The sequence below is a fragment of the Arthrobacter sp. Soil764 genome (assembly GCF_001428075.1).
In the GTDB taxonomy this organism is placed as follows: Bacteria; Actinomycetota; Actinomycetes; order Actinomycetales; family Micrococcaceae; genus Arthrobacter.
In genome coordinates this window covers 105,738-132,074 of sequence record NZ_LMSI01000004.1, presented here as the reverse complement: position 1 = coordinate 132,074, position 26,337 = coordinate 105,738, and the positions used below count along the sequence as shown (strand labels likewise).

Sequence of the window (26,337 nt, the reverse complement as noted above, 5' to 3'; positions counted from 1 at the left end):
GGCGAGCTCGACCCAACTGTTACGGCAGATCAACTCAGAGGCACTGTTGCGCTTTGCCCTGCAGGAACAGGTATTCACGGCAGGAGAGGCCATGGCTGCGACCGGACTGACACGTGCCACGGTGCTTGGGGTTTGTGACGGTCTGGTTGACGCCGGCTGGCTGGAGGAATTCAATGACACGCGCGCGGACGCCGGCAGGCTCAAGGGCAGGCCGGCGCGGCGGTATCAGCTGCGCGAAGCTGCCGGTGTGGTGGTGGGTCTGGACGCCGGGGAGGGCTACTACACGACCATCGTCGCCGACCTGCGCGGCCGCGAACTGGGCAAGCGCCGCCAGGGAATTGATTCGCATGCACTCGGACGCTCCGGCCGCGTCGCGAGCGCACGGGAGCTGATCCGCCTGACTCTCGAGGATGTTTCACGCACCCCGGAAGATGTCCTGCTGACAGCCGTCGGAGTCCCGGCGCCGATCGACGCCAACGGCCAGTCCCCCGTGGGAGGGGAATTCTGGCAGTTAATGAATTCGGGATTCGCCGGGCATCTTTGGGGCGATGTCATCGTCGAAAACGACGCGAATCTCGCCGCAATAGCTGAGCAGGCACAGGAGCCGTCAGCCAACGTGGCCACCTTGCTGTCGGGAGAGCGGTTTGGTGCCGGCCTGATTGTCGATGGGTCTCTGCTTCGCGGCCGGCAGGGCGGCGCCGGCGAGATGCGGTTCCTGGATGCGCTTGACAGCAAGTTCGTGCCGGACGAGGGAGGCTCGGACGGGTTTGGCGCCCTTGCGCGGAAGTGGGCACGCGCGGGCATCCATTCCTTTGATGGAACAACGGTTCTGCGCAATATACCCGAAGGGGACATCAGCGCTGAAGATGTCTTTCGGGCCGCCGGCGGGGGAGATCCGCTGGCGCGGGAAATTATTGCCCGGCTCGGCGTGCGGCTGGCGCGGATCGCGGAAGTGCTCTCCAGCCTTCTCGACATCGAGCGCGTCGTCATCGCGGGTGCGATTTCACGCGCGATCGAACCTGTCCTGGAACACGCCCGCAGCCTGCTGCCCAGGAATTCCGGCCTACCGCTGCCGGAACTCGTGGCGAGCACCCTCGGGGCGGAAGCCGTCGTCAAGGGTGCTATCGAGTCGGCACTGCTAAGGATCAGGCGCGAACCTTCGGGGTTCATCCCCCGGCCCGTCGGTTCCTGACCCCAGGACGGCCCTGGAACCTACAGGACGCTGCGGATGGCCTGTTCGAAACTGGTCACGTGCTCAAGGGCGAGCTTGCCCGCCCGGTCCGAATCGCCGTCGGCCACTGCTTCCAGCAGTTCCACGTGCTCGGCGATGTGCGCCGCCACGGACGGCACCTTCTCCAGCACCATGCACCAGATGCGGGTGGCCAGGTTGTCGTACCGGATCAGGACGTCCTCGAGATGCGTATTGGCGGCCGCCCGGTAGATCAGGCGGTGGACTTTGATGTCGTACCGCATGAGGTCATAGGGGTCGTCCTCATCACCCATGTCCGCAATGGCCGCCGCGGTTTCCCTGATCTCCTTGCGCAGGGCAGGAGTGGCGAGCTTGGCGGCCCGGCGGGCGGCCAGGGGTTCCAGCGACTCGCGCAGTTCCGAGACGTCCGCAAGCTCGGTGATGTCAACGACGGTGGCGAACGTTCCGCGGCGTGGGTATGACACCACGAGGTGGTCGCCTTCCAGGCGCTTGAGCGCTTCCCGGACCGGCGTGCGGCCGATCCCCAGCTCGGCGGCGAGCTTGCCGTCGTTGATCGCCTCACCCGGCCGGATGTCCAGCATGATCAGGCGATCGCGAAGGTGCCGGTAGGCCTGCTCCGCAAGCGAGAGCTCGCCTTCTCCGGCCAATTGGTTCTCTGTCATTACGCTCATTGCCAGCTCTCCCAAGGTAGCTATTGACTGCCGCGTGATCTACAACATACTATTGCGTCAGTTCTAGTATATCAGTTACAGATCAGTTATGGATCAGTAACTCCCAAGGGCTCAAAAGGAGAACAATGCAGGACGTACTCAACGCCTCGCTCGCCACGGTAGACGCCGACGTCGCCGCCGCTGTGGCACAGGAACTGCACCGCCAGCAGTCCACCCTGGAAATGATTGCCTCAGAGAACTTCGCTCCGTCATCCGTGATGGAAGCCCAGGGCTCGGTGCTCACCAACAAGTACGCCGAGGGCTACCCGGGCAAGCGCTACTACGGCGGCTGCGAGCACGTCGATGTGATCGAGCAGCTCGCCATCGACCGCGTGAAGGCACTGTTCGGCGCCGAATTCGCCAACGTGCAGCCGCACTCCGGCGCCCAGGCCAACGCCGCCGCCATGTTCGCGCTGCTGAACCCCGGCGACACCATCCTGGGCCTCTCGCTGGCCCACGGCGGCCACCTCACCCACGGCATGAAGATCAACTTCTCCGGCAAGCTCTACAACGTGGTGCCCTACCACGTCCGCGAATCCGACCTCCGCGTGGACATGGCCGAGGTGGAAGCCCTGGCCCTGGAACACAAGCCCAAGCTGATCGTGGCCGGCTGGTCCGCCTACTCCCGCCAGCTGGACTTCGCCGAATTCCGGCGCATCGCCGATCTCGTGGGCGCCTACCTCATGGTGGACATGGCCCACTTCGCCGGTCTCGTTGCCGCAGGCCTGCACCCCAACCCCGTCCCGTACGCGGACGTGGTCACCACCACCACCCACAAGACCCTGGGCGGACCCCGCGGCGGTGTGATCCTGGCCAAGGAGGAATACGCCAAGAAGATCAACAGCGCCGTGTTCCCCGGCCAGCAGGGCGGTCCGCTGGAGCACGTCATCGCCGCCAAGGCCGTGGCCTTCAAGCTCGCCGCAGCCCCTGAATTCAAGGAACGCCAGGAACGGGTCCTGCAGGGCGCCAAGCTGCTGGCCGAACGCCTCCTCCAGGACGACGTCCAGGCCGCCGGCATCTCCGTAGTGAACGGCGGCACGGATGTCCATCTGGTCCTGGTGGACCTGCGGAACTCCGAACTCGACGGCCAGCAGGGCGAGGACGCCCTCCACCGGATCGGCATCACCGTCAACCGGAACGCCGTACCGTTCGACCCCCGCCCGCCGATGGTCTCCTCCGGCCTCCGGATCGGCACCCCCGCCCTGGCCGCCCGCGGCTTCGGCGCCGCCGAATTCACCGAGGTTGCTGACATCATTGCCACCGCACTGATCGCATCGGCCGGCACGGGCACCCTGCCCGGGGACACCGCCGTGGAACTCCGCAACCGTGTGACGGCCCTGGCTGACAAGTTCCCCCTTTACCCGCACCTCTCAGCCGACGCCGGCCTGGCCGAAGCTGAAGCAGACCTGATTGGAGCAGCCCAGTGAGCGCAGACCTCCTCCCCGAGCACCCGGACTTCCTCTGGCGGAACCCGGAACCCAAGTCCTCCTACGACGCCGTGATCGTGGGCGGCGGTGGGCACGGCCTGGCCACCGCCTACTTCCTGGCCAAGAACCACGGCATGACCAACATCGCCGTCCTGGAAAAGGGCTGGCTGGCCGGCGGCAACATGGCCCGCAACACCACCATCATCCGCTCCAACTACCTCTGGGACGAGAGCGCGGCCATCTACGAGCACGCCCTCAAACTCTGGGAGATCCTGCCCGAGGAACTCGAATACGACTTCCTCTTCAGCCAGCGCGGCGTGATGAACCTGGCCCACACCCTGGGCGATGTCCGCGAAAGCATCCGTCGCGTGGGCGCCAACAAACTCAACGGCGTGGACGCCGAATGGCTGGACCCGCAGCAGGTCAAGGAACTCTGCCCCATCCTGAACATCCGCGACAACATCCGCTACCCCGTCATGGGCGCCACCTACCAGCCGCGCGCCGGCATCGCCAAGCACGACCACGTGGCCTGGGCCTTCGCCCGCAAGTGCGACGAAATGGGCGTGGACATCATCCAGAACTGCGAGGTCACCGGCTTCCTCAAGGACGGCAACCGCGTGGTGGGCGTCAAGACCAACCGCGGCACCATCAACACCGAGAAGGTGGGCCTGGCCGCCGCCGGCCACAGCTCGGTCCTGGCCGAGATGGCAGGTTTCCAGCTGCCCATCCAGTCCCACCCGCTGCAGGCCCTGGTGTCCGAACTGCACGAGCCCGTCCACCCCACCGTGGTCATGTCCAACCACGTCCACGTCTACGTCTCCCAGGCCCACAAGGGCGAACTGGTCATGGGCGCCGGCGTTGACTCCTACAACGGCTACGGCCAGCGCGGCTCCTTCCACGTGATCGAGCAGCAGATGGCGGCCGCCGTCGAGCTCTTCCCCATCTTTGCCCGGGCCCACGTGCTCCGGACCTGGGGCGGGATCGTGGACACCACCCTGGACGCGTCCCCGATCGTGGGCCTGACCCCGGTGGAGAACATGTTCGTGAACTGCGGCTGGGGAACCGGCGGGTTCAAGGGCACCCCCGCCGCCGGCCTCACCTTCGCGCACACCATCGCCACCGGCGCCCCGCACGCGCTGAACAAGCCGTTCTCGCTGGAACGCTTCGAAACCGGCGCCCTGATCGACGAACACGGCGCCGCCGCCGTGGCCCACTAGCCGCCGCCACCAGAAAAGGACTAACGCACATGCTGCTGATCCCATGCCCCAACTGCGGCCCGCGGGACGAAACCGAATTCCACTACGGTGGCCAGGCCCATGTCCCGTACCCGGAGAACCCGTACGAGCTGAGCGACACCGAATGGTCCCGCTACCTCTTCTACCGCGAGAACCCCAAGGGCATCTTCGCCGAGCGCTGGGTCCACAGCACCGGCTGCCGCCAGTGGTTCAACATGCTCCGCGACACCGTGACCTATGACATCCAGGCCGTCTATCCGATGGGAGTGCCGCGGCCGGACAGCTCCCGGGACGGAGCACCCGAAACCGGGACCGCCAGCACCGCCCCTGACAGCACCACCACGGGAAGCGCCGGACCCAGCATTTCCACCACGAGCATCCAGAGCACCACCGCCCCGGAAGGAGCGACCAAGTGACTTCGCAGAACGCCCGCCTGGCAACCGGCGGCCGCATCGACCGCACCATCTCCTGGCGCTTCACGCTCGACGGCGAGGAGTTCACCGGCCACCCCGGCGACACCCTGGCCTCGGCCCTGCTGGCCAACGGCCGCATCGCCGCCGGCAACTCCCTCTACGAAGACCGTGCCCGCGGCATCATGTCCGCCGGGGTGGAGGAAGCCAACGCCCTGGTCCGCGTGGAGGCCCGGTTCCCCGGCCACGTGGCCGAATCCATGCTCCCCGCCACCACCGTCTCACTGGTGGACGGGCTGCAGGCCACCCTGCTGAACGGGCTGGGCAAGCTGGATCCGGAGGATGACCGCGCGGAGTACGACAAGAAGTATGTCCACACCGACGTCCTGGTGATCGGCGGCGGCCCCGCCGGCCTCGCCGCGGCCCGCGAAGCCGTCCGCACCGGCGCCCGGGTCATGCTGCTCGATGACCAGCCCGAACTCGGCGGCTCGCTGCTCTCCGGTTCCACGGCTCCCGGCCTGGCCGAGACCATCGAGGGCAAGCCGGCCCTGGAATGGGTTGCCGATGTCGAGGCGGAGCTCGTGTCCGGCGCGGAATCGACTGTCCTGAACCGCACCACCGCGTTCGGCGCCTACGACGCCAACTACGTCATCGCCGTCCAGAACCGCACCGACCACCTCACCAGCCCTGCTGCGCCGGGTGTGTCCCGCCAGCGGATTTGGCACATCCGTGCCAACCAGGTGGTCCTGGCCCCCGGCGCGCACGAACGACCCCTGGTGTTCGAGAACAACGACCGTCCCGGCATCATGCTCGCCTCGGCCGTCCGCACCTACCTCAACCGGTACGCGGTGGCCGCCGGAAAGCACGTGGTCATCAGCACCACCAACGACAGCGCCTACTCCGTGGCAGCTGACCTCGCCGCCGCAGGCGTCAAGGTTGCCGCCGTGGTGGACGCCCGTCCCGCCCTGACCGCCGCGGCAACTGCGGCCGTCGAATCCGGGATCCGGGTGCTGATCGGCAGCGCGGTGGCCAACACCTCCGCCGATTCCACAGGCCGGTTGGCCGGCGTCACCGTCCGCAGTATTAACGACGACGGCGAACTCACCTCGGGCGTCGAGCAGATCGCCTGCGACCTGCTGGCTGTGTCCGGCGGGTGGAGCCCGCTGGTCCACCTTCACTCGCAGCGGCAGGGCAAGCTGCGCTGGGACGACGAACTGGCCGCCTTCGTGCCCAGCACCGAAGTTCCCAGCCAGCAGACCATCGGCTCCGGCCGCGGTTCCTTCGCCACCGCCGACTGCCTTGCCGAGGGCATCTCCGCCGGCGCAAAGGCGGCCATCGCCGCGGGCTTCGCGTCCGCCATCGAACCCTCCCCGCTCGCCGAACCGAAGGCAGCCGCCCCCACCCGCCAGCTCTGGCTGGTGCCGGGGGAGAACGGCACCCCGGACGACTGGCACCACCACTTCGTGGACTTCCAGCGCGACCAGTCCGTAGCCGACGTGCTGCGCTCCACCGGGGCAGGCATGCGTTCCGTGGAGCACATCAAGCGGTACACCTCCATCAGCACCGCCAACGATCAGGGCAAGACCTCCGGCGTCAACGCCATCGGCGTGATCGCGGCGGCCCTCCGTACGGCCGGGGAGGCATCCCGCGGCATCGGCGACATCGGCACCACCACGTACCGTGCACCGTTCACCCCCGTGGCCTTCGCGGCACTGGCCGGACGCCAGCGCGGCGAACTGTTCGACCCCGCCCGCATCACATCCATCCACCCCTGGCACGTGGCCAAAGGCGCCCTGTTCGAGGACGTTGGACAGTGGAAGCGGCCCTGGTTCTACCCGCAGGACGGGGAGGACATGGACGCCGCCGTGCTGCGCGAATGCGCCGCCGTGCGCGAGTCCGTTGGCTTCATGGACGCCACCACCCTGGGCAAGATCGAAATCCGCGGCAAGGACGCGGGGGAGTTCCTGAACCGCGTCTACACCAACGCGTTCAAGAAGCTCGCCCCCGGTTCGGCACGCTACGGCGTCATGTGCACGCCGGACGGGATGATTTTCGACGACGGCGTGACCCTCCGCGTGGACGATGACACCTACTTCATGACCACCACCACCGGCGGCGCCGCGAAGGTCCTGGACTGGCTGGAGGAATGGCTGCAGACCGAGTGGCCGGAGCTGGACGTGCAGTGCACCTCGGTGACGGAGCAGTGGAGCACCATCGCCGTCGTCGGCCCCAAGTCCCGCGAGGTCATCGCCAAGGTAGCCCCGGAACTGGCAGCCAACGGTGGGCTGGATGCCGAAGCGTTCCCGTTCATGACCTTCCGCGAAACCACTCTCGCCTCCGGCGTGCGCGCCCGGATCTGCCGGATCTCGTTCTCCGGTGAGCTGGCCTACGAAATCAACATTCCGGCCTGGTACGGACTGAACACCTGGGAAGCCGTTGCTGCCGCGGGTGCCGAGTTCAACATCACCCCCTACGGCACGGAAACCATGCACGTCCTCCGCGCCGAGAAGGGCTACCCGATCGTCGGCCAGGACACGGACGGCACCGTCACCCCTCAGGACGCGGGCATGGAGTGGATCGTCTCCAAGGCCAAGGACTTCATCGGCAAGCGCTCCTACTCCAGGGCCGACGCCCAGCGCGAGGACCGCAAGCACCTGGTGAGCGTCCTTCCCGTTGACGGGTCGCTCCGGCTCCCCGAAGGCACCCAGCTGGTGGAAAAGGGCCGCTCCACGAACCCGGCCTACGGGCCGGTGCCGATGGAAGGCTTTGTCACCTCCAGCTACCACAGCGCAGCCCTGGGCAGGTCCTTCGGCCTGGCCCTGATCAAGAACGGCCGCAACCGCATCGGCGAAACCCTGGTGGCCGCCGCCGGCGACCAGCTGGTTGACGTGGTTGTTGCAGAAACAGTGCTTTTTGACCCTGAAGGGACCCGTAAAGATGGCTGAAACAGCAGCATCCCCGATCTCCGCCAAGACCGCCGCAGACAAGAACCTCGCCGCCCGAGTCAGCCCCGCCAAACAGCTCGCCGAAGCGTTCGCGGCCGGCTCCCTGGCCGGCACCGTTGAGCTTTCCGAGCTGCCCTTCCTCACCATGGTGGGGCTCCGGGCCTCGGCCGGATCGGACACGGCACAGCGCCTCGCCGCTGTCACCGGCGGCCTTCCCGCCGCATCCGGTGCCGTGGCAGGCAGCGGCGACACCTCCGTTCTCTGGCTGGGCCCGGGCGAATTCCTGGTGGTGGCACCCACTGAAGCACACGAATCCCTGGGCGGCGGCCTGATCCCCGCGCTGCGGGACGCACTGGGCGGCAACGCGGGCCAGGTGGTGGACCTCTCCGCCAACCGGACCACGTTCGAACTGACCGGCCCCAGGGCCCGCGACGTCCTGGAAAAGGGCAACTCGCTGGACCTGCACCCCCGGGTGTTCAAGGCCGGCACCGCCTTCTCCACGGAGATCGCCAACATCCCGGCCATCCTGTGGAAGACGGGGGAGGAGTCCTTCCGGATCTTCCCCCGGGCATCCTTCGCCGAGTTCCTGGGCCGGTGGCTGCTGGACGCCATGCGGGAGTACGCCTCGCCAGAGGTCCCCTGATGGCGCTCAGCGTCCTTGACCTGTTCTCTGTTGGCATCGGGCCCTCGTCGTCACACACGGTGGGCCCGATGCGGGCGGCCAAGCTCTTCGCGGACGGGTTGAAGGGCGACGGCCAGCTGGCCTCCACGGTGCGCGTCCAGTCGGAACTTTTCGGTTCCCTGGGCGCCACGGGGCGGGGCCACGGCTCGGACAAGGCGGTGGTCCTGGGGCTGCAGGGCCTGGAACCCGAAACGGTGAACACCTTCACGGCGGATGACCAGGTGGCGGCTGCCGCGCTGAACGCCGAGCTGCACGTTGCCGGCTCCCACCGGGTGGACTTCAACTGGGAAGAGGACGTGGTGCTCCACCGGCGCAAGTCCCTTCCGGCGCACCCGAACGGGATGACCTTCCGCGCGCTGGACCACACCGGAGCCGTTCTGAGCGAACGGAGCTTCTATTCCATTGGGGGCGGCTTCGTGGTGGACGGGGACGCGGCGGGCGCGGACAAAGTGGTGCCGGATGACACCGTCCTGCCCTATCCGTTCTCCACCGCCGATGAGCTGCTGCAGATCTGCAGCCGGGAAGGCATGTCCATCTCCGACGTCATGTTGGCCAACGAGCTCATCTGGCACAGCGAAGCGGAACTGCGGGAGAAACTCATGGGCCTGTGGGCCGTCATGCGCGAATGCGTGGAGAACGGCTGCAACGCCGAAGGCATCCTGCCGGGCGGCCTGAAGGTTACCCGGCGGGCGCCGTCACTGTTCCGCACCCTGACCGCCTCCGCGGCAAGCGCCGAAGCCGCGGCAGCAACGCCGTCGCCCGTCCAGGCGCCGGCGGACCCGCTGCTGGCGATGGAATGGGTCAACCTGTTCGCTCTCGCCGTGAACGAGGAGAACGCGGCCGGCGGCCGGATCGTCACCGCGCCCACCAACGGGGCGGCCGGAATCGTGCCGGCCGTGCTGCACTACTACATCAAGTTTGTTCCGGGAGCCGACGACGATGGTGTGGTCCGCTTCCTGCTGGCGGCGGCCGCCGTCGGAATCCTCTTCAAGACGAACGCCTCCATCTCCGGCGCCGAAGTGGGCTGCCAGGGTGAGGTGGGCTCCGCCTGCTCGATGGCGGCGGCCGGGCTCTGCGAAGTGCTCGGCGGAACGCCCGCGCAGGTGGAAAACGCCGCAGAGGTGGGGATCGAGCACAATCTGGGCCTCACCTGTGATCCGGTGGGCGGCCTGGTACAGATCCCGTGCATCGAGCGGAACGCGATCGCCAGCGTGAAGGCGATCAACGCGGCCCGGCTGGCCCTGCACGGGGACGGCAGCCACAAGGTCTCGCTGGACAAGGCGATCAAGACCATGCGCGACACCGGAGCCGACATGAAAACCAAGTACAAGGAAACCTCCCGAGGAGGCCTCGCCGTGAATGTGATCGAGTGCTGAGCCATGACTGTTACTGAAACCCATATCCCCGCACTGAAGGCGCCCACCACCGTGGAGCACGTCCTGACCCTTGACTGCCCGGAAGGGCCCGGCATTGTGCATGCCGTCTCCGGTTTCCTGCTGGAGCACGGCTGCGACATCATCGACAACAAGCAGTTCGGTGAACGCTCCGAGGGCCACTTCTTCATGCGCGTGCACTTCGTCTCCGAAGGGGACGAATCCACGCTGGAGCTCCTGCGGTCCTCTTTTGCCCCCGTTGCCGGGAAGTTCGGCATGCGGTGGCAGCTGGAACGCCAGGGTTCCAAGCGCAAGGTGCTGATCATGGTGTCCAAATTCGGGCACTGCCTCAACGACCTGCTGTTCCGGGCCCGCATCGGCGAGCTGCCCATTGACGTGGTGGCGGTGGTGTCCAACCACCGGGACCACCAGGCGCTGGTGGAGTGGCACGGGATCCCGTTCCACCACATCCCGGTCACGGCCGGAACCAAGCCCGAGGCCGAGGCGAAACTCATGGAGCTGGTGGACGGGCTGGACGTGGAACTGGTGGTCCTGGCCCGCTACATGCAGGTACTCAGCGACGAGCTGACCCGGCAGCTGGACGGCCGGGCCATCAACATCCACCACTCGTTCCTGCCCAGCTTCAAGGGTGCCAAGCCCTACCACCAGGCGTACGCGCGCGGCGTCAAGACCGTGGGCGCCACGGCACACTACGTCAACGCAGAGCTGGACGAGGGACCCATCATCGCCCAGCAGGTGGTGGAGGTGGACCACACGTACGGACCGGAGGACCTGGTGGCCGCCGGCCGCGACACCGAATGCAAGGCCCTCTCCAACGCCGTGAAATGGCACTGCGAGGGCCGGGTCATCCTGCAGGGCAACCGCACCGTGGTGCTCCGGTAACCCGAACCAACTGAATACTGCCAGCGCGGCTGGCTGCCCCTTCCGGGGGCGGCCGGCCGCGCTTTGCTGTGCCCGCCCGGTGGGTGGCGCTAGGTTCCGCGCCGGAGGAGCACCACCTGGTGCACCTCCTCAAGGGCTGCAGCAATCTCGTCCCGTCCGACACCAGCAAGGTACTGCAGTACAAGTCCATCCAGAGCGGCGAAGAGCGAGCGGGCAACCACGCGCACCTCGCCCTGTATGCCAAAAGCCTGAAGCCCTTCGGTCAAGGCGGCGACGTAGCTCTCGTACAGCTGGGCCACGGGTCCGGCCAGTTCCGGCCGACGCCGTGCTTCCAGGATCATCTCGTATTGGAACGCCTGCAGTCCCGGATCTTCAAGCAGGAGTCCCAACAGCGCCTCGGTGAATGAGCCTTCCTGCTCCGCCGCTTCGCGCAGCCGGGACGCGGCGATGGATTGCTCGGAAGCCCACTGCAGTGCCGCGGCAATGAGTGCATCCCTGGACCCGAAATGATGAGCCACCAGGCTGTTGTTCACGCCCGCTGCCTCGGCGACGGCCCGGTACGTCATCCCGCGCAGGCCCTTCTGCGCCACCACGTCCACGACGGCCCGCAGCAAAGCTTCGCGGCCTGTGCCGTATTTGGAGGAGGCAGCACTGCGGGTGGCGGAAGGCGTCATGACGACGATTCTAGCCAGCTTCAAGACCCAGAGCTGCCCCTTGACTTAGAACTAAGCAATTGCTTAGATTGCTTCCACGCCGTGATGCCAGTCACAGCATCGGCGTCGCTATCACTGATTTCCGGCAGCCGCCGGCCCTTCCCCCTGGAGCAAACCATGGCAACAACTCCCGCCTTCACTACGTCCTCGTTCCTCGATCCCGGCAAGAACGAGCCCTTCGAGCTGGGCCAGGTCCAATGGATCCGCCGCTTTGGCGAGGGCGGCCGGCCGGCCCTCGCCTGCGGTTACTGGCACGTCAATCCCACGGAGGCCCCCGAGCCCTTCGACCTGGTCATCGAAGCCGACGAAACCATCCACATCATCGACGGCCACCTCCGCATCGAGGTGGAAGGCGGCGACGTGTATGAACTCACGGCCGGGGGTGCGGCGTCCTTCAACAAAGGCGCCCGCACCCGTTGGGCCGTGCTGGCACCCACCGTCGAATTCTTCGTCTACAGCTAGGTGCGGCCCCATGGATCAGGAACACAGCACCTCAGTCAACGCCACCCTCGACGTCGTCGTCGTGGGTGCGGGATTCGCCGGCCTTACCGCCGCCAGGGAGCTCACCCGGCAGGGTTTGAAGGTTCGCGTCGTCGAGGCCCGGGACCGCATCGGCGGCAGGACCTGGTTGGACCACCGGCTGGGCCGCGACCTGGAGATCGGCGGCACGTGGGTGCACTGGACCCAGCCGTACGTCTGGGCCGAGCTGAAACGGTACGGCATCGGCACTGTAGCAAGCCCGGAGCCGCAGCGTGCCTTTTGGTGGGCCGACGGCGGCCGCCGGGAAGGTGCCCCCGGCGAGCTTCTGGACCTGGTTGGCATCTACAACGGCGAGTTGGTCAAGGAGTCACGCCGCTACTTCCCCCAACCCTTCACCCCCCTGGCCGTCGATGACTTCAAAGGCATCGACCACGTGTCCGTCCAGGACCGCATCCGGGAGCAGTTCCCCGCCGGTGCCGCACGGGACATCCTCGAGTCCTTCTGGGCCCTGAACTTCAACGGGCCGCTGGAAGACGCGGCGCTGACCCAGGCCCTGCGCTGGGTGGCCCTGACCAACGGTGACTGGGCGGTCAACTTCGAAGCCTGCGCCACGTACAAGATCCAGGGCGGCACCGCGGCACTGGCCGAGGCCATCCTCCGGGACGCGCGGACCGCCGTCGACTTCGGTTTCGTTGTGTCAGGGATCAGTGACGACGGCGGCACGGTCACCGTCCGCAGCGCTGGCGGCCGGACCATTACCGCCAGGACTGCAATCGTCACCGTCCCGCTCCATGTCCTGGGCGCCGTCGACTTCGAGCCACCGTTGACCCCGGCCCAGGCAGAAGGAGCAAACGACGGGCAGGTATCCAAGGGTGTTAAGGTGTGGATCCGGCTCCGGGGAGAACATGCACCCTTCGTAGCCTTGGGGAACGCGGACTGGCCGCTGAATTTCTTCCAGGCGGAATACGTGCTCGACGGCGACACGATCGTCGTTGGCTTCGGCCCGGACGCTTCGAAGATCGACGCCGCGGATGCCGCGGCAGTGCAGGCGCAGCTGGCCCGGCTGGTGCCTGACGCCGAGGTGCGGAACGTGGCCACACATGACTGGGTGGCCGATCCGTTGGCGGGGGAAACATGGCCGATGCACCGGACAGGCTTCCTGGCCAACCATCTGGCAGCACTCCAGGCAGGGCACGGAAACGTGCTCTTTGCCGGCTCCGACATCGCCAACGGATGGGGCGGCTTCATTGACGGCGCCATCGAGAGCGGCATGGAAGCCGCATCGGCGGCGGCGTCGAATATTGCGGGCCGCACCGGCACTGCGCTGACGGACAACAACTGATCGCTGGTGGACAAAGGGGCAGCGCGGGCCGCTGCCAAGCTGGATCCCACAGCAATTTTCTCGAGCTCATGACCGTTAAGAAGGATCCAATGAGTATTTCGAATTCCGAGACCCGGACCACTGGCGCTCCGGCAAAGGAGCATTCCACGGCCCTCCGCGCCGGCAGCATCGGCGTGCTGGGCGTCCTGTTCTTCGTCCTGTCCGCCCAGGCGCCCCTGACGGGGATCGTGGGCGCGGCACCGCTCGCGGCAGCGCTGGGCAACGGTGCCGGCGCCCCGGGCGCCTACCTGATCGTCGGCGTCGTCATCGTGGTCTTCGCCGTGGGCTTTGTGGCCATGAGCCGCAAAATCCAGGCCAACGGTGCGTTTTACGCCTACGTGACGGCAGCATTCGGCAGGCGGACCGGAGCCGGCGCGGCCTGGTTGGCCCTGCTGGCCTACAGCACTGTCCAGGCTGCCATGTACGGCCTCTACGGTGCAGCCTTCTCCGGGCTCCTGGCGTCTGCCGGACTCGAGCTTCCCTGGTGGCTTTTGTCTCTCGCCACCATGGCCGGCGTCCAGGTGCTGGGCTCCCTTAATATCGAACTCGGCGCCCGCGTCCTGGCTGTGCTGGTGGGACTCGAGGTGGCCATCCTCCTGATGTTCGGGTTCACCGTGCTGTTCCACGGTGGCGGCCCGGAAGGCATCAGCGTTGCCGCTTCCTTCTCCCCGGAAGCAATCGGCGCAGGAGCTCCCGGTGTTGCCATCATGTTCGCGGTGGCTTCCATGTTCGGGTTCGAATCGACCGCCATCTACTCCGCGGAGGCCAAGGATCCGCACCGGACCGTGGCCCGGGCAACCTACCTCTCCGTCGGCGTGATCTCGGTGTTCTTCGCCTTCATCTCCTGGATGCTGGTCAGCTACTACGGGCCCTCGCAGGTGATGGGTGCCGCCGGCGCCGCGCTCGAATCAGGGGACGCCACCTCCTTTGTCATGGGTCCGCTGGTGGAACTCTTCGGCCCTTGGGCAGGCATCGTGGCCGGAATCCTCCTGGTCACCTCGCTGCTCGCCGGAATCATCGCGTTCCACAACGGCATCAACCGCTACCTGCACTCCCTGGCCCTGCGCGGTTCCATGCCCGCCGTCCTGGCCCGGACCAACCGGCACCGGGCACCTGCCGTTGCAGCCTGGGTCCAGTCCGCCACCGCCGTCGTGCTGGTGGTGCCCTTCGCCATCCTGGCGCTGGACCCCGTGCTGACCCTGTTCTCCTGGTTCAGCGGCCTGGCAGTGGCGGCGCTGCTGGTGCTGTACATGCTGTGCTCGGCGGCCGTCGTGGCGTTCTTCCGGCGGGAACGTGCGGGTGCGCTCCTCTGGCAAACCCGCGTGGCTCCCATCCTGGCGGTGATCCTGTTGGCCTGGGTCCTGTACCTGGTGGTCAGCAACTTCACGGCCCTCATTGGCGGCAGCGCGGAGATCGCCGTGGCCCTCCTGGTGGCTGTCCCGGTGGTCTTCCTGGCCGGTGTGCTCGTGGAGTCGGTAATCCAGCGCCGGCTCCACGTCGCCGCATTGGGCCACGCGCTTACTTAGCCGGCAGGGTATCTCCGGTACTGGCCCGGCGTGGAACCTGCGGTCCGCGCCGGGCCAGTGTGCGTGCCGCCATGAACAGGCCGGCCAGGAGCAGCGCAGCCAGCCAGATGGCGGCAGCCGAACGGGGCCAGAGTCCGGCCAGGCCGAGAACCGCCGGAACTGTGGCGGACGCCTGGCTGGTGAGCACCAGCGCCCAGCCGGTGAAAGGTCCCAGCCGCGCTGCGCCGAGGGCCATGCCGGCGAACAGCAGTGCCCACAGCACTGACCAGCACAGCCAGAGCACCGCCAGCAGCGGGTCCGGGCCCAGCCAGGCGGCCGCCAGCAGCAGCCCGCAGAAGGCCACCATCCCGCAGAACCAGCCCAGGCCGCGGCCCCCGAGTGCCAGCAGTTGGTCCAGGCCTGAGTACAGGTACGTCACCCCGAAGAGGAACATGCCGGCCGCCGTCAGGAGCGCCGCCGGGGCGTTCCCGGCTGTGGAGACATGGACGACGCCGAGCGCCAGCTGGGTGCCTCCGACCACCAGGCTGAACACCGCGGCGTCGCGGCGGGGAAAGTGCCCCAGGGTGGCGAGGCCGTTGACCAGCAGCGCGGCGCCGGAGAGGAGGAGGCAGATATACGGCATCAGGGTGTCCCCACTGCGCGGGCCGAGGGAAAAAATCTCATAAAGCGGAATCGTGCTGTCACAATACGGAGATTAGTGCAGATGCGAGTGCCCGGCTAACGGTGCCCAGTCGCAATCCGATAGGTTGAAGTGTAAACCTATCGGGGCGACGTTGCCTGCTGGCGGCCGCTCCCATCCCGGCTCCACGTAAGGAATATATTTATGGATGCACGGCTGGAAGCCATCAGGGACACGGTCCTGGCACGGAACCCCGGCGAAGCGGAATTCCACCAGGCGGTGGTGGAGGTCTTCGAAAGCCTGGGCCCCGTGCATGACCGCCACCCAGAATTCCTCGAAGCCGCCATCCTGGAGCGCCTCTGCGAGCCGGAGCGCCAGATCATCTTCCGGGTCCCGTGGACGGACGACTCCGGCCGCGTGCGGATCAACCGCGGCTTCCGGGTGGAGTTCAACTCCGCCCTGGGGCCCTACAAGGGCGGCCTCCGCTTCCACCCGTCCGTGTACCTCGGCATCGTCAAGTTCCTCGGTTTCGAGCAGATCTTTAAGAATGCCCTGACCGGCATGCCGATTGGCGGCGGCAAGGGCGGTTCCGACTTCGATCCCCGCGGCCGCAGTGACGCCGAAGTCATGCGGTTCTGCCAGTCCTTCATGACCGAGCTGTACCGCCACATCGGCGAATACACCGATGTTCCCGCCGGCGACATTGGCGTGGGCGGGCGCGAGATCGGTTACCTCTTTGGCCAGTACAAGCGGATCACCAACCGTTACGAATCCGGGGTCCTCACCGGCAAGGGCATCTCCTGGGGCGGCTCACTGGTGCGGCCCGAAGCGACAGGATTCGGCACCGTGATCTTCACCGAGCAGATGCTGCGGACCCGGGGCACGTCCTTTGACGGCCAGCGCGTGGTGGTGTCCGGCTCCGGCAACGTGGCCATCAACGCCATCGCCAAGGCGCAAGCACTCGGCGCCACCGTGGTGGCCTGCTCGGATTCCTCCGGTTATGTGGTGGATGAGGCGGGCATCGACGTTGCCCTGCTCCGCGAGGTGAAGGAGGTGCAGCGGGCGCGGCTCAAGGACTACGCCGAACGGCGGGGCGGCGTTGCCTATGTGGACGGCGGCTCGGTCTGGGACGTGGATGCTTCCGTGGCGCTGCCGTGCGCCACCCAGAATGAGCTCGACGGCGGTGCTGCCGCCCGGCTGGTCCGGGGCGGTCTGGTGGCCGTCGGGGAAGGTGCCAACATGCCCTGCACGCGCGACGCGGTCTCGGTGTTCCAGGAGGCGGGGGTGCTGTTCGGCCCGGGCAAGGCGGCGAACGCGGGAGGCGTGGCCACCTCCGCCCTGGAAATGCAGCAAAACGCCAGCCGGGACTCCTGGACCTTCGAACACACCGAGGCGCGGCTGACCGACATCATGGTGGGCATCCACGACCGGTGCGCGGCAACGGCCGCGGAATACGGCGAGCCGGGCAACTACGTACTCGGCGCCAACATCGGCGGTTTCGTCAAGGTGGCAGATGCCATGCTGGCCCAGGGTCTGATCTAGCGGCGGCTTCTGCGGAGGCTCTGATCTAGCTGCCGCGGCGCCACTGGGTGGGGGAGACGCCAAAGGCGTCCCGGAACGTCCGGCTGAAGTGGGCGGCGTCCAGGAATCCCCAGGCGGCGGCCACGGCACCTACGGACTTTCCGGCATGCAGCGGATCGCGCAGGTCGCGGCGGGCCCCGTCCAGCCGTTGGCTCCGGATGAAGCCGGCAACGGTGCTGCCCGACTCGTGAAAGACATTGTGCAGGTGCCGGGTGGAGATGAAGTGCGCAGCGGCGATGCCGGCCGGCGACAGCAGCGGATCGGAGAGGTTGGCCTCGATATACTCGCGGATCGATACGGCCAGGAGTGCCTGGGGCTTCATCCTGTCCGGCGAAATGTCCATTTCCGCATGCAGCATGGTGGACACCAGGTCCAGCGCGTTCGTGGCGAGCCTTGATCCGCTGGGGCCGTTCAGGACATCCAGGTTTGCCGACAGCTCCCGGATGAACTGGCCCACGATCCCGCTGAGGCCCCCACTGCCCATCCGCACGGCCGCAAGCTGGCCCACGTAGTCCGCGGGCAGCGACAGGGCGTCGCAGGGGAACATGAGCACCATGATCCGGGTCTGGTCCTCGAAAGCCAGGGTGTAGGGGCGGTTGGTGTCGTAGATGGCCAGGTCCCCGGGCTGAAGCACGGCTTCCCGGTTGTCCTGGATCAGCAGGCCGGTTCCTTCCAGCTGCAGGTTCAGCTTGAAGTAGCGCTCGTGGGCCTGGGCGATCAGTGCCGGGGTGCGGTGCACCTCGTGGGAGGTGGCGGTGACTTCAACGATGGACATCCGGTCCAGCACGCGCGAACGCATCTGTCCGCGGAAGCCCTCCACGTCATCGGTCCGTGCCGTGAGGGGCACGAAGGATTCGGCCACCAGGTGCTTCCAGTGGTCGAAGGAGCCGGCCACCCTGGAGGTGAGGTCCTGGGGCGCCTGCCGGGACGACGTCCGGGTTGGAGTTGTTGGTGGCATGGATCTTCCTCGTAACGGAATGCAACTCGACGTTCCCCCGCACTGTGTCCTGCAGCACAGTGAGTTCAGGTTAGTGCCACTACCGTCTTTTTTCAACGGTTGGCGAAAATAAAACCGGGGCCAACTTCTTTCCGGGCTGATCCACTAGCCCCGCCGCCCCTGAGCCAGGACATAGTCTGGGGCCATGACGGACATCAGAAGCAACTGGCACCGGCGGCACAAGGAAGGCCTCACCGCCGGTGAGAGGGCCGCGGATACCCTCCGGAACGGGATGGGCAGCTGGCCCTTCGTGGGCATCTTCCTGGCGTTCATGGCGGCGTGGGCTGCGCTGAACAGCTATGTCCTCGCAGCCAACGCGTGGGATCCCTATCCCTACATCCTCCTGAATCTCTTCCTGTCCATGCTGGCCGGCCTGCAGGGGGCCATCCTTTTGATCGCGGCCAAGCGCCAGGACGCAATCGCCTCGGCCATGGCTCAGCATGACTACGAGACGGATGTGCGCGCCGCGGCGCACATCGAGATGCTCATGAACATCAACGCTGAACAACTGAAGCTGCTGCAGGAACTGCGGGACATGCGCGGCCAGGTCCAGGCCGGCACTGTGGGGGAGCAGCGGCCCTGAACGCGACAATGGGTGCAACTCCGGCTGGAGCTGCACCCATTATGCGAGCGTCGACTAGTCCTTCTTGAAGGCATCCTTGACGTGCTCGCCGGCCTGCTTGAGGTCCGACTTCGACTGGTCCGTCTGGCCTTCGGCCTTCAGGCTCTCATCGCCCGTGGCGTTGCCGGCAGCTTCCTTGCCCTTGCCGCCGAGCTTCTCTGCTGCGTTACCGATCTTGTCATCCAAACCCATGGAGATGCTCCTTACAGTTCGTGCTCGCTCCGGCGTGAACCAGAACCTGACCCCTCAATAGTAAGCATACTTTCGAGTTTGGTGCCTATTTACCGCCGGGAATTTTGCCCAGAAGGGCGAGGTAGCCCTCCAGTTGCGCCGCGTGGCCGAAGTCCGTCCGGCCTTCCGGCGCAAGCGCCGCTTCGATCTGCGCGCCCAGCAGCATGTTCAGCAGTTGGCCTGCCAGGACATGGTTGTCGACGGCGGCAGTCACGTCCCCGCTGTCCCTCGCCTCCTGCAGGCACCGGCGGATGGCGGCCAGCCATTCGTCCATGGAACGTTGGTGGACCCCGGCCTTCTGGGCGTCATTCACGGCCCTTTGCCAGAACGGGATGACGATCCGCGCCTCGTTGATGCGTTCCTCATCGAGGGGCAGTACTTCAAGGCAAAAGGCCCGCAGGGCAGCCAGGCCGGATTTGCCTTCAGTGACCTCGGCAATCCGCTGGTTGGTGCGGTTGAAGACGTGGCTGAAGGCGAACTCCAGCAGAGTGTCCTTGGTGGGGAAATAGGGCTTCAGGGCGCCGTTGGCAAAGCCGGCCTCCATGGCGATCTCTCGCATGGTGGCGCCTTCCAGCCCCTGTCGGGCAATGATCCGCCAGGTGGCATCCACCAGTTCCAGGCGCCGCTCGTCATGGTCAACAATCTTGGGCACCGTGGCCACTCCCCGGAAAATATTTTGGTCCCGACTCTTGTGAGCCATGTTACGTACGTTTATTCTCTACAACTATAGAAAATAAACGCCAGCGGCCAAAAACGGCCCGGACAAAGGTTGAACCCGTGACGCTTGCTCCAACTGAAACTGCCTCCGCATACGCGCTGGCAACCGCCGCTGAAATCCTGGAGGTGCGGTCCATCCTGCAGGAAGAAGGCCACCTGGGTCCGCAGCACCGTATCGCCTACCTGGGCCTGCAGGACCCGCCCCGCGGCTCGGACCCCGGGGCGGCGGACCGCCGCTTTCGGGTGTTCATCCACGATGTCTCCGGTGCTGCCCCACACGATGTCCTTGTCTCCGTCACGCACCAAAGGGTGGACTCCGCCGTCGAACTGGACACAGCGGTGACCGGAGAACTGCCGGTCCTGGAGGAGGAATTCGAGGTGGTGGAAACCCTCCTGGCCGCCGATGACCGCTGGCTCAAGGCGCTCGCGGACCGTGGACTCGCCGTCGAAAAAGTTCGCGTGGCCCCGCTCTCCGCCGGTGTCTTCGAATATGCCGAAGAGAAGGGCCGGCGGATCCTGCGCGGGCTGGCATTCGTCCAGGAGTTCCCCCAGGACAGCGCGTGGGCGCACCCCGTGGACGGGCTGGTGGCCTACGTGGATGTGGTCAGCAAAGAGGTCACGCAGGTGATCGACCTGGGCGTGATGCCCATCCCTGCCGAACACGGCAACTACACGGACCCGGAACTGACCGGGCCGCTGCGCACCACCCAAAAGCCCATCAGCATCACCCAGCCCGAAGGTCCCAGCTTCACCGTCACCGGCGGCAACCACGTGGAGTGGGAAAAGTGGAGTGTCGACGTCGGCTTCGATGTCCGTGAAGGCGTGGTCCTCCACAACCTCGGCTTCCGTGACGGGGACCGGGTGCGGCCCATCATCAACCGCGCCTCCATCGCCGAGATGGTGGTCCCGTACGGTGACCCTTCACCCATCCGGTCCTGGCAGAACTACTTCGACACCGGCGAATACCTGGTGGGCCAGTACGCCAACTCACTGGAACTGGGCTGCGACTGCCTTGGCGACATCACGTACCTGAGCCCCGTCATCTCCGACGCGTTCGGCAACCCCCGGGAAATCCGCAACGGGATCTGCATGCACGAGGAGGACTGGAGCATCCTGTCCAAGCACTCGGACCTGTGGAGCGGCGTCACCTACACCCGCCGCAACCGTCGCCTGGTCATCTCCTTCTTCACCACCATCGGCAACTACGATTACGGCTTCTACTGGTACCTGTACCTGGACGGCACCATCGAATTCGAGGCCAAAGCCACGGGAATCGTCTTTACGTCCGCCTTCCCGGAAGACGGCTCGGACAACATCTCCCAACTGGCCCCCGGCCTGGGCGCGCCCTTCCACCAGCACCTCTTCAGCGCCCGGCTGGACATGGCCATCGACGGGTTCACCAACCGGGTGGAGGAAGAGGACGTGGTCCGCCAGGCGATGGGCCCCGGCAATGAGCGCGGCAACGCCTTCTCCCGCAAGCGCACCGTCCTGGCCCGTGAATCCGGGGCAGTCCGCGAGGCTGATGCCCGCAGCGGCCGGACGTGGATCATCTCCAACCCCGAATCCCGCAACCGGCTGGGCGAGCCGGTGGGCTACAAGCTGCACTCCCACAACCAGCCCACCCTGCTGGCGGACCCGGACTCGTCCATTGCGCGCCGGGCCGCGTTCGCCACCAAGGATCTCTGGGTGACCCGCTACGCCGAGGACGAGCGCTACCCCACGGGCGACTTCGTGAACCAGCATGCCGGGGGAGCGGGGCTGCCGGCCTACGTGGCGCAGGACCGGGACATCGACGGGCAGGACATCGTGGTGTGGCACACCTTTGGCCTGACCCACTTCCCGCGGGTGGAGGACTGGCCCATCATGCCGGTGGACACCGTGGGCTTCAAGCTCCGCCCCGAGGGCTTCTTCGACCGCAGCCCGGTCCTGGATGTTCCGGCCAATCCCAACAAGCAGGCCGCGGCCTGCCATACCGAGGGTGGCAGCGGTGGCTCCTGCCACTAGCCTCGCCCGGGACAGGGCAGGGAGTACGACGGCGGCAGGACGGCCCGGTGCCAAGGGGCCGGTCCTGCATTCCCGGCTGGTCGCCGTGGTCACCGCCGCGGGCTGCGCTGCGCACCTGTGGCTGGCCGCGGCCGGCCGCCACGGGGTTTGGCTGAGCGTGCTGATGCTGGCGCTTGCCGCCGTCTGCCTGCCCTGCGCGGTGCACATCTGGCGGCACAGCCGCGTGGGCGCGCTGCACCAGGTCACGGTTGCTGCCGTGGGCATGGCTGTCGTGCATGCCGCCCTGCTGCTCGGCGCCGGCGGTGCCGGACACGCGCATGGTGCGCAGCCGCCGTCGTCCGCTGTTGCTGCCTCCGGCGCCCCGGAACTGCTGCTGGTGATCGCGCTGGAACTGGTTACTGCCCTGCTGGCCGCCTCGCTGGTTTCACGGCTCCGGCGGGTGACTGCCTAGGCGGCCTCACCCCGCGGAGACTCCCAGGGGCCGCGCGACGTGCAGGCGTTCATGCTCCACGAGCCACTGGATGGATTCGAAGACGGCCTGCTCCGGTTGGTACCGCGGCGCGTAACCCAGCACGGACGCGGCCTTCTCAATGCTGAAGCAGTGGCTGCGGTAGAGGTGTTCCCAGCTGGAGTCGGCATACTCGCGGGAGGTGTTTTCGCGGAAGCGGTCCCAGGTCACCGTTTCCAGGACGGCGGCGTGCCCGAACCAGGCGGCCGCGATGTCGGCGTACCCGCGGACGGTCAGCGCCGTGGGGGCAACGATGTTGAAGTCCTCGCCGGCGGCTGCCTCGCGGTGTGCGATGGCCTTTTCGAAAGCCTGGGCGACGTCGTCGGCGTGCACGTGGTGCATCAGTTCCGCGCCGCTGCCGGGGATCCGAAGGGGTTGGCCGGCGGAGAGTGCCTGCCAGACGGCGGGGTCCAGGTTTCCGAGCGGGCCGACGGGGTGCCAGCCCGGTCCGACAATGTGGCCGGGATGCAGCGAGGTGGTTGCCAGGCCGCCGCTTGCCGTCTCCTCCTGCAGCATCACCGCGATGCGGTTCTTCTGGACGCCGTACTCACCAAAGGGCTCGGCCGCTGAATCAGAGCCTTCCCGGATGGGCAGCTTCAGGCTTTGCCCGTAGCGCCAGATGGAGCCGCAGTGCAGCAGGTGCCCCACCTCCCCGCGCAGCCGGTGCACCAGTGACGCCGCAGATTCGAGGGTGAAGCAGACCAGGTCCACCACCGCGTCCGGCTTCAGCCCAACCACACGGTCCCCGAACGTTCCGTCCCGGTCTTCCGCCTGCCGGTCCGCGGTGACCTGGTGGACCTGCTGCCATTCGGGCGAGTCGATGTAGGGCTTGCTGGTGCCGCGGCTGATGGAGGTGACCTCGTGGCCTGCCCGGACCAGCCTCGGGACCAGGAACGAACCGATGTGGCCGCTGCCGCCGATGACGGTGACTTTCATTGCTCTCCGATCGTTGTGTTCCCTCAACCGTAGGGCCGCCGGCAGAGGAAAGGGAGGTCCTGGCGGGCCTCCCTTTCCTGCTGGTTCGCCTTGGTCTTCTACGTGATCAGGCGGGCTTGGCGTATTCGGCTGCACTCATGACTTCGTAACCAACGAACGTCTCGTCGTTTTCCACCCAGGCGTCATGCCCGGCCGGGATGGAGTAGGCGTCACCGGCATGGATGGTCTTCTGCGTTCCGTCATCCAGCTGCACCGTCAGGGTGCCGGAGGTGCAGAAGCCCAGGTGGTTGTTCTGGCAACTGTCCGTCTTGACCACGGTCTTGACGGTTTCAGACCAGCGCCAGCCGGGCTCAAAGGTGAAGCGGCCCAAGGTGGCGCCGCCAATGTTGACCACATCCACCTGGGTCATGGGCGGGCGGCGCTTCTCGTCGGGTTCATTGAAGGATTTGGATTCGAGGTTCGTGACCGTTACTGCAGGCATTTCTGGCTCCCGGTAAGGAGTGGTTGTTAATTCATCCGGCGGGCCGGGGCGGCGCCGGGAGGTAGTCCGCCAGGGAGGGTGTGCCCGTCCAGAACCTGCCGAACCGCGTGCGCGACGCTCTCAATGTGCTCCCGGCCGGACCCGATGTCAATGCTGCATTTGCGGGGTTCGGCCTACTTTTCGTCCGGTCCCAGGTCCGGGGCGGCAATGAAATTCACCAGCCGTGTGGCGCTGCCATGCAGTTCCAGGATGGCCAGCTCGTTGACACCTTGGCGGATCAGCGGGCCGGGCACGTAAAGGGTGCGCTGCGGGCCCCGGCTCCAATATCGTCCCAGGTTGAACCCGTTGATGAAGGCGTTGCCTTTTGTCCAGCCTTCGAGCCGCAGGTAACGGTCGCCGGGGCCGTCTGCAGTAAAGGACCCGAAGGACATGGATGGGCCTGCGACGCCGCCGGAACCGTGCAGCTTACTGGCGGCCTGACGGAATTGACCCAGCGGGGAAAGGTCCACCGGGCGGATGCTCCAGTCAAGCACCTCCGCCCCATCCAGCAGTGCCGGGCCGGCCAGGCCCTTCGATTCGCCGATCCTGGGCCCGTAGTTGACCCTGCCCTGGTCCTCCACAAGCACCTGCAACAGCCCTTCCCGGGGGATGGCGATGGAGCGCTCGCCGAGCTCACGGCTCAGCGTTCCCAACGGAAAGCCGTCCAGGAAGAACTGGGCCCGGTCCCGTACTTCGGCAAAGGAGAGGACACCGCCATGGGTAAGGGCCTTTTCGTAAAGGAAGAACCCTCGGTATTGTTCCGTGACTTCGGCGGCGGGGACTTCCCCGGCCACCACCCGCGCCGAACTGCCCAGCCATGCAACATCCAGCAGCGGCACGCTTTCCGTCAGTTCCACCGCGTCTTGAGGGGCGACAGGCCGGCGCTCCGGTACTTCCGCCGGAACCGGGAAGTGCTTGGCGATCACATCGCGGAACGCGAAGTACTTGTCCGTCGGGAAGCCGTCTTCGGCCAGCGGGGCATCGTAGTCGTAGGACGTAATGGTGGGCTCGTAGATGCCCTTGTCATTGGCGCCGTTGGTGAAACCGAAGTTTGTGCCGCCATGGAACATGTAGATGTTTACCGATGCCCCGGCGGACAGCAGGGCGTCCAGTTCCGCTGCGGCACCGGCAGCATCGGTGGTGTGGTGGTGGGTTCCCCAGTTGTCGAACCAGCCGTTCCAGAACTCGGCGCACATCAATGGCCCGGTGGGCTGCCGGTCCCGCAGGAAGGCCAGCCGTTCATTGGCCCTCGAGCCAAAGGTGCCGGTTTTGTGCAGCCCTGGCAGTGAACCATCCTCGATCATGGTGCCGAAGGGCTGGTCGCAGGTGAACAACGGCACGTCCACGCCCGCCCGCTTGGCCACGTCCACGAGGTGCTGCAGGTATGCCTTGTCCGACCCGAACGCTCCGTACTCGTTCTCGATCTGAAGCAGGATGACAGGACCGCCGCGGGTGGCCTGGCGTTGCACCACGATGGGCAGCAGCTGGTCCATGAAGGCATCCACAGCGGCCAGGTAGCCGGGCTCGCTGCTGCGAACACCGATGGTGGGGTCTGTGAACAGCCACGCCGGCAGCCCGCCGTTGTCCCACTCTGCACAGATGTAAGGGCCGGGCCGGACGATGGCACGCATCCCCTCGGCCGCCACGAGGTCCAGGAAGCGGCCCAGGTCAAGGCCGCCATCAGTCCGGAAAACGCCTGGGCTGGGGGCGTGTTCGTTCCAGGCCACGTACGTTTCGATGGTGTTGAGCCCCATCAGCCGTGCCTTGCGGATCCGGTCCGCCCATGAATCAGGGTGTACCCGGAAGTAGTGGATGGCGCCGGAGAGGATGCGAAACGGCTCGCCGTCCAGGAGGAAGTCGCGCTCGCCGATGGCAAAAGAGGTCAAGGGGTGTCCTGGGGAGTGCGAAGGGCTGCGGAGAAGGCGTAAGCGGAGTTGCTCCACACCACGAACAGCAGCGGTGCCGGGGCCAGCGCCACGCCGAGGACCGGCTGGAGCAGGGCGGCGGCGGCGATGATTCCCAGCAGCGCCAGCATGGCCAGGCTCAGGTACCAGCGCTGCACGGACAGGTATAGGGCTGCCTTGGCCAGGCCCTTGAGGCCGGCGGCCGGAAGGAGTACGACGCCGGCAATTGCCATCACGGCAACGGCCACCGTCAGGGCTGCGGCCACGGAGATTACCGGTACCAGCAGCGCCGTGCCCGGCATGGACTGGACGATGGCCAGGTCCACGCCGAGGAACAGCAGTACCGCCACGGCGGCAAGGCCCAGCAGGGCCGATCGCCGGAAGCCGTGCCGGTAGCCCCGCAGGAAGGAGGCAACGGGCTTAACCGCGGCCCCGTCGTCGTTCAATGCCTGGAAGGCGGCGAACAGTCCGGCGAGAGACGGCGGGACGGTGGCCGACAGCGCCAGGAAGAACGGCCAGGCGGCAATAGGGTCCGCCACCAGGGCGAGGCACAGCACCAGCGGGGCGTTGGCCGCCGCCAGCAGCACGTTCCCTGCCAGGAACGTATACACGAACCCGAAGATGCTCCCGAAGGTGTCAAACCCGGGGCTTGGAATCCGGCTTGCCAGTCCGCGCCGGGGCGCTGCTGCCTGCTCCCGCACTG

General features: G+C 66.7%; 25 protein-coding genes. 15 read left to right on the top strand and 10 right to left on the bottom strand.

All coding sequences use genetic code 11. The features are described from left to right. Nucleotides 1-91: 91 nt before the first annotated feature. Nucleotides 92-1,192: an ROK family protein gene (locus tag ASG86_RS04835; RefSeq protein WP_235565099.1), complete on the top strand. Its 1,101-nt coding sequence runs from the start codon at nt 92-94 to the stop codon at nt 1,190-1,192. Nucleotides 1,193-1,212: 20 nt separating this feature from the next. On the opposite strand, the gene ASG86_RS04830 is transcribed toward ASG86_RS04835, so the two are convergent. Next, nucleotides 1,213-1,872 (bottom strand): GntR family transcriptional regulator, encoded by a 660-nt coding sequence (locus ASG86_RS04830; RefSeq protein WP_082566672.1) that lies wholly within the window; start codon nt 1,870-1,872, stop codon nt 1,213-1,215. A gap of 134 nt (nt 1,873-2,006) precedes the next feature. Between ASG86_RS04830 and glyA the strand changes: the two genes are divergently transcribed. Genes glyA through purU form a run of 7 tightly spaced genes read left to right on the top strand, consistent with a single transcriptional unit; the run spans nt 2,007 to nt 10,895 of the window. Further along, nucleotides 2,007-3,347, top strand: coding sequence for a serine hydroxymethyltransferase (gene glyA / locus ASG86_RS04825; RefSeq protein WP_056331020.1), 1,341 nt, complete (start codon nt 2,007-2,009; stop codon nt 3,345-3,347). Next, complete coding sequence (locus ASG86_RS04820; RefSeq protein WP_056331017.1) at nt 3,344-4,564, top strand: sarcosine oxidase subunit beta family protein; 1,221 nt, start codon at nt 3,344-3,346, stop codon at nt 4,562-4,564. Before glyA ends, ASG86_RS04820 begins: the two co-directional genes overlap by 4 nt. Nucleotides 4,565-4,593: 29 nt before the next feature. Further along, nucleotides 4,594-4,998, top strand: coding sequence for a sarcosine oxidase subunit delta (locus tag ASG86_RS04815; RefSeq protein ID WP_056331015.1), 405 nt, complete (start codon nt 4,594-4,596; stop codon nt 4,996-4,998). After that, nucleotides 4,995-7,937: a sarcosine oxidase subunit alpha family protein gene (locus tag ASG86_RS04810; RefSeq protein ID WP_056331012.1), complete on the top strand. Its 2,943-nt coding sequence runs from the start codon at nt 4,995-4,997 to the stop codon at nt 7,935-7,937. The genes ASG86_RS04815 and ASG86_RS04810 overlap by 4 nt, the downstream gene beginning before the upstream one ends. Continuing rightward, nucleotides 7,930-8,580: a sarcosine oxidase subunit gamma gene (locus tag ASG86_RS04805; RefSeq protein ID WP_056331009.1), complete on the top strand. Its 651-nt coding sequence runs from the start codon at nt 7,930-7,932 to the stop codon at nt 8,578-8,580. The genes ASG86_RS04810 and ASG86_RS04805 overlap by 8 nt, the downstream gene beginning before the upstream one ends. Next, complete coding sequence (locus ASG86_RS04800; RefSeq protein ID WP_056331007.1) at nt 8,580-9,995, top strand: L-serine ammonia-lyase; 1,416 nt, start codon at nt 8,580-8,582, stop codon at nt 9,993-9,995. The genes ASG86_RS04805 and ASG86_RS04800 overlap by 1 nt, the downstream gene beginning before the upstream one ends. Before the next feature lie 3 nt (nt 9,996-9,998). Next, nucleotides 9,999-10,895 carry a formyltetrahydrofolate deformylase gene (gene purU / locus ASG86_RS04795; RefSeq protein ID WP_056331004.1) on the top strand — a complete coding sequence of 299 codons (897 nt, stop codon included), beginning with the start codon at nt 9,999-10,001 and terminating at the stop codon, nt 10,893-10,895. Nucleotides 10,896-10,984: 89 nt separating this feature from the next. On the opposite strand, the gene ASG86_RS04790 is transcribed toward purU, so the two are convergent. Beyond that, entirely contained in the window at nt 10,985-11,569 is a 585-nt protein-coding gene (locus ASG86_RS04790; RefSeq protein WP_056331001.1) for a TetR/AcrR family transcriptional regulator, read from the bottom strand. Nucleotides 11,570-11,725: 156 nt separating this feature from the next. Between ASG86_RS04790 and ASG86_RS04785 the strand changes: the two genes are divergently transcribed. The 3 genes from ASG86_RS04785 to ASG86_RS04775 all read left to right on the top strand — a co-directional run bounded on the left by ASG86_RS04785 (nt 11,726) and on the right by ASG86_RS04775 (nt 14,995). Beyond that, the gene (locus ASG86_RS04785; RefSeq protein ID WP_056330999.1) at nt 11,726-12,070 is read left to right on the top strand and encodes a cupin domain-containing protein; all 345 of its coding nucleotides are present in this window, start codon (nt 11,726-11,728) and stop codon (nt 12,068-12,070) included. A gap of 10 nt (nt 12,071-12,080) precedes the next feature. Then, nucleotides 12,081-13,430 (top strand): flavin monoamine oxidase family protein, encoded by a 1,350-nt coding sequence (locus ASG86_RS04780; protein WP_056330996.1) that lies wholly within the window; start codon nt 12,081-12,083, stop codon nt 13,428-13,430. A gap of 89 nt (nt 13,431-13,519) precedes the next feature. Further along, the gene (locus ASG86_RS04775; protein ID WP_056330993.1) at nt 13,520-14,995 is read left to right on the top strand and encodes an APC family permease; all 1,476 of its coding nucleotides are present in this window, start codon (nt 13,520-13,522) and stop codon (nt 14,993-14,995) included. On the opposite strand, the gene ASG86_RS04770 is transcribed toward ASG86_RS04775, so the two are convergent. Beyond that, nucleotides 14,988-15,617: an AmiS/UreI family transporter gene (locus ASG86_RS04770; protein WP_056330990.1), complete on the bottom strand. Its 630-nt coding sequence runs from the start codon at nt 15,615-15,617 to the stop codon at nt 14,988-14,990. The genes ASG86_RS04775 and ASG86_RS04770 overlap by 8 nt on opposite strands. 201 nt (nt 15,618-15,818) lie before the next feature. On the opposite strand from ASG86_RS04770, the gene gdhA reads away from it, so the two are divergent. Beyond that, complete coding sequence (gene gdhA, locus ASG86_RS04765) at nt 15,819-17,156, top strand: NADP-specific glutamate dehydrogenase (RefSeq protein WP_056330987.1); 1,338 nt, start codon at nt 15,819-15,821, stop codon at nt 17,154-17,156. Between the two features lie 25 nt (nt 17,157-17,181). Here the strand turns inward: gdhA and ASG86_RS04760 are convergent, their stop codons facing one another. Then, a complete protein-coding gene (locus ASG86_RS04760) occupies nt 17,182-18,153 on the bottom strand; it encodes a helix-turn-helix domain-containing protein (protein ID WP_056330985.1) in 972 nt (323 codons plus the stop codon). Between the two features lie 184 nt (nt 18,154-18,337). On the opposite strand from ASG86_RS04760, the gene ASG86_RS04755 reads away from it, so the two are divergent. Next, nucleotides 18,338-18,775, top strand: coding sequence for a DUF1003 domain-containing protein (locus ASG86_RS04755; RefSeq protein ID WP_056330982.1), 438 nt, complete (start codon nt 18,338-18,340; stop codon nt 18,773-18,775). Between the two features lie 54 nt (nt 18,776-18,829). Here ASG86_RS04755 and ASG86_RS04750 read toward each other — a convergent pair whose 3' ends face one another. Continuing rightward, nucleotides 18,830-19,006, bottom strand: coding sequence for a CsbD family protein (locus ASG86_RS04750; RefSeq protein ID WP_056330981.1), 177 nt, complete (start codon nt 19,004-19,006; stop codon nt 18,830-18,832). Nucleotides 19,007-19,091: 85 nt separating this feature from the next. Further along, nucleotides 19,092-19,745 (bottom strand): TetR/AcrR family transcriptional regulator, encoded by a 654-nt coding sequence (locus tag ASG86_RS04745; RefSeq protein WP_442854288.1) that lies wholly within the window; start codon nt 19,743-19,745, stop codon nt 19,092-19,094. A 77-nt stretch (nt 19,746-19,822) separates the two neighbouring features. On the opposite strand from ASG86_RS04745, the gene ASG86_RS04740 reads away from it, so the two are divergent. Then, entirely contained in the window at nt 19,823-21,766 is a 1,944-nt protein-coding gene (locus ASG86_RS04740; protein WP_056330976.1) for a primary-amine oxidase, read from the top strand. Then, nucleotides 21,750-22,217: a hypothetical protein gene (locus ASG86_RS04735; RefSeq protein ID WP_056331071.1), complete on the top strand. Its 468-nt coding sequence runs from the start codon at nt 21,750-21,752 to the stop codon at nt 22,215-22,217. Before ASG86_RS04740 ends, ASG86_RS04735 begins: the two co-directional genes overlap by 17 nt. A gap of 6 nt (nt 22,218-22,223) precedes the next feature. On the opposite strand, the gene ASG86_RS04730 is transcribed toward ASG86_RS04735, so the two are convergent. The 4 genes from ASG86_RS04730 to ASG86_RS04715 all read right to left on the bottom strand — a co-directional run bounded on the left by ASG86_RS04730 (nt 22,224) and on the right by ASG86_RS04715 (nt 26,335). Next, nucleotides 22,224-23,210, bottom strand: coding sequence for an NAD-dependent epimerase/dehydratase family protein (locus tag ASG86_RS04730; protein WP_056330975.1), 987 nt, complete (start codon nt 23,208-23,210; stop codon nt 22,224-22,226). Nucleotides 23,211-23,316: 106 nt separating this feature from the next. Continuing rightward, nucleotides 23,317-23,691: a cupin domain-containing protein gene (locus ASG86_RS04725; RefSeq protein WP_056330974.1), complete on the bottom strand. Its 375-nt coding sequence runs from the start codon at nt 23,689-23,691 to the stop codon at nt 23,317-23,319. Nucleotides 23,692-23,864: 173 nt separating this feature from the next. Continuing rightward, nucleotides 23,865-25,616, bottom strand: a complete 1,752-nt coding sequence (locus ASG86_RS04720) for a glycoside hydrolase family 35 protein (protein WP_056330970.1) — start codon at nt 25,614-25,616, stop codon at nt 23,865-23,867. Next, entirely contained in the window at nt 25,613-26,335 is a 723-nt protein-coding gene (locus tag ASG86_RS04715; protein ID WP_235565098.1) for a hypothetical protein, read from the bottom strand. The genes ASG86_RS04720 and ASG86_RS04715 overlap by 4 nt, the downstream gene beginning before the upstream one ends. Between the last annotated feature and the right edge of the window lie 2 nt (nt 26,336-26,337).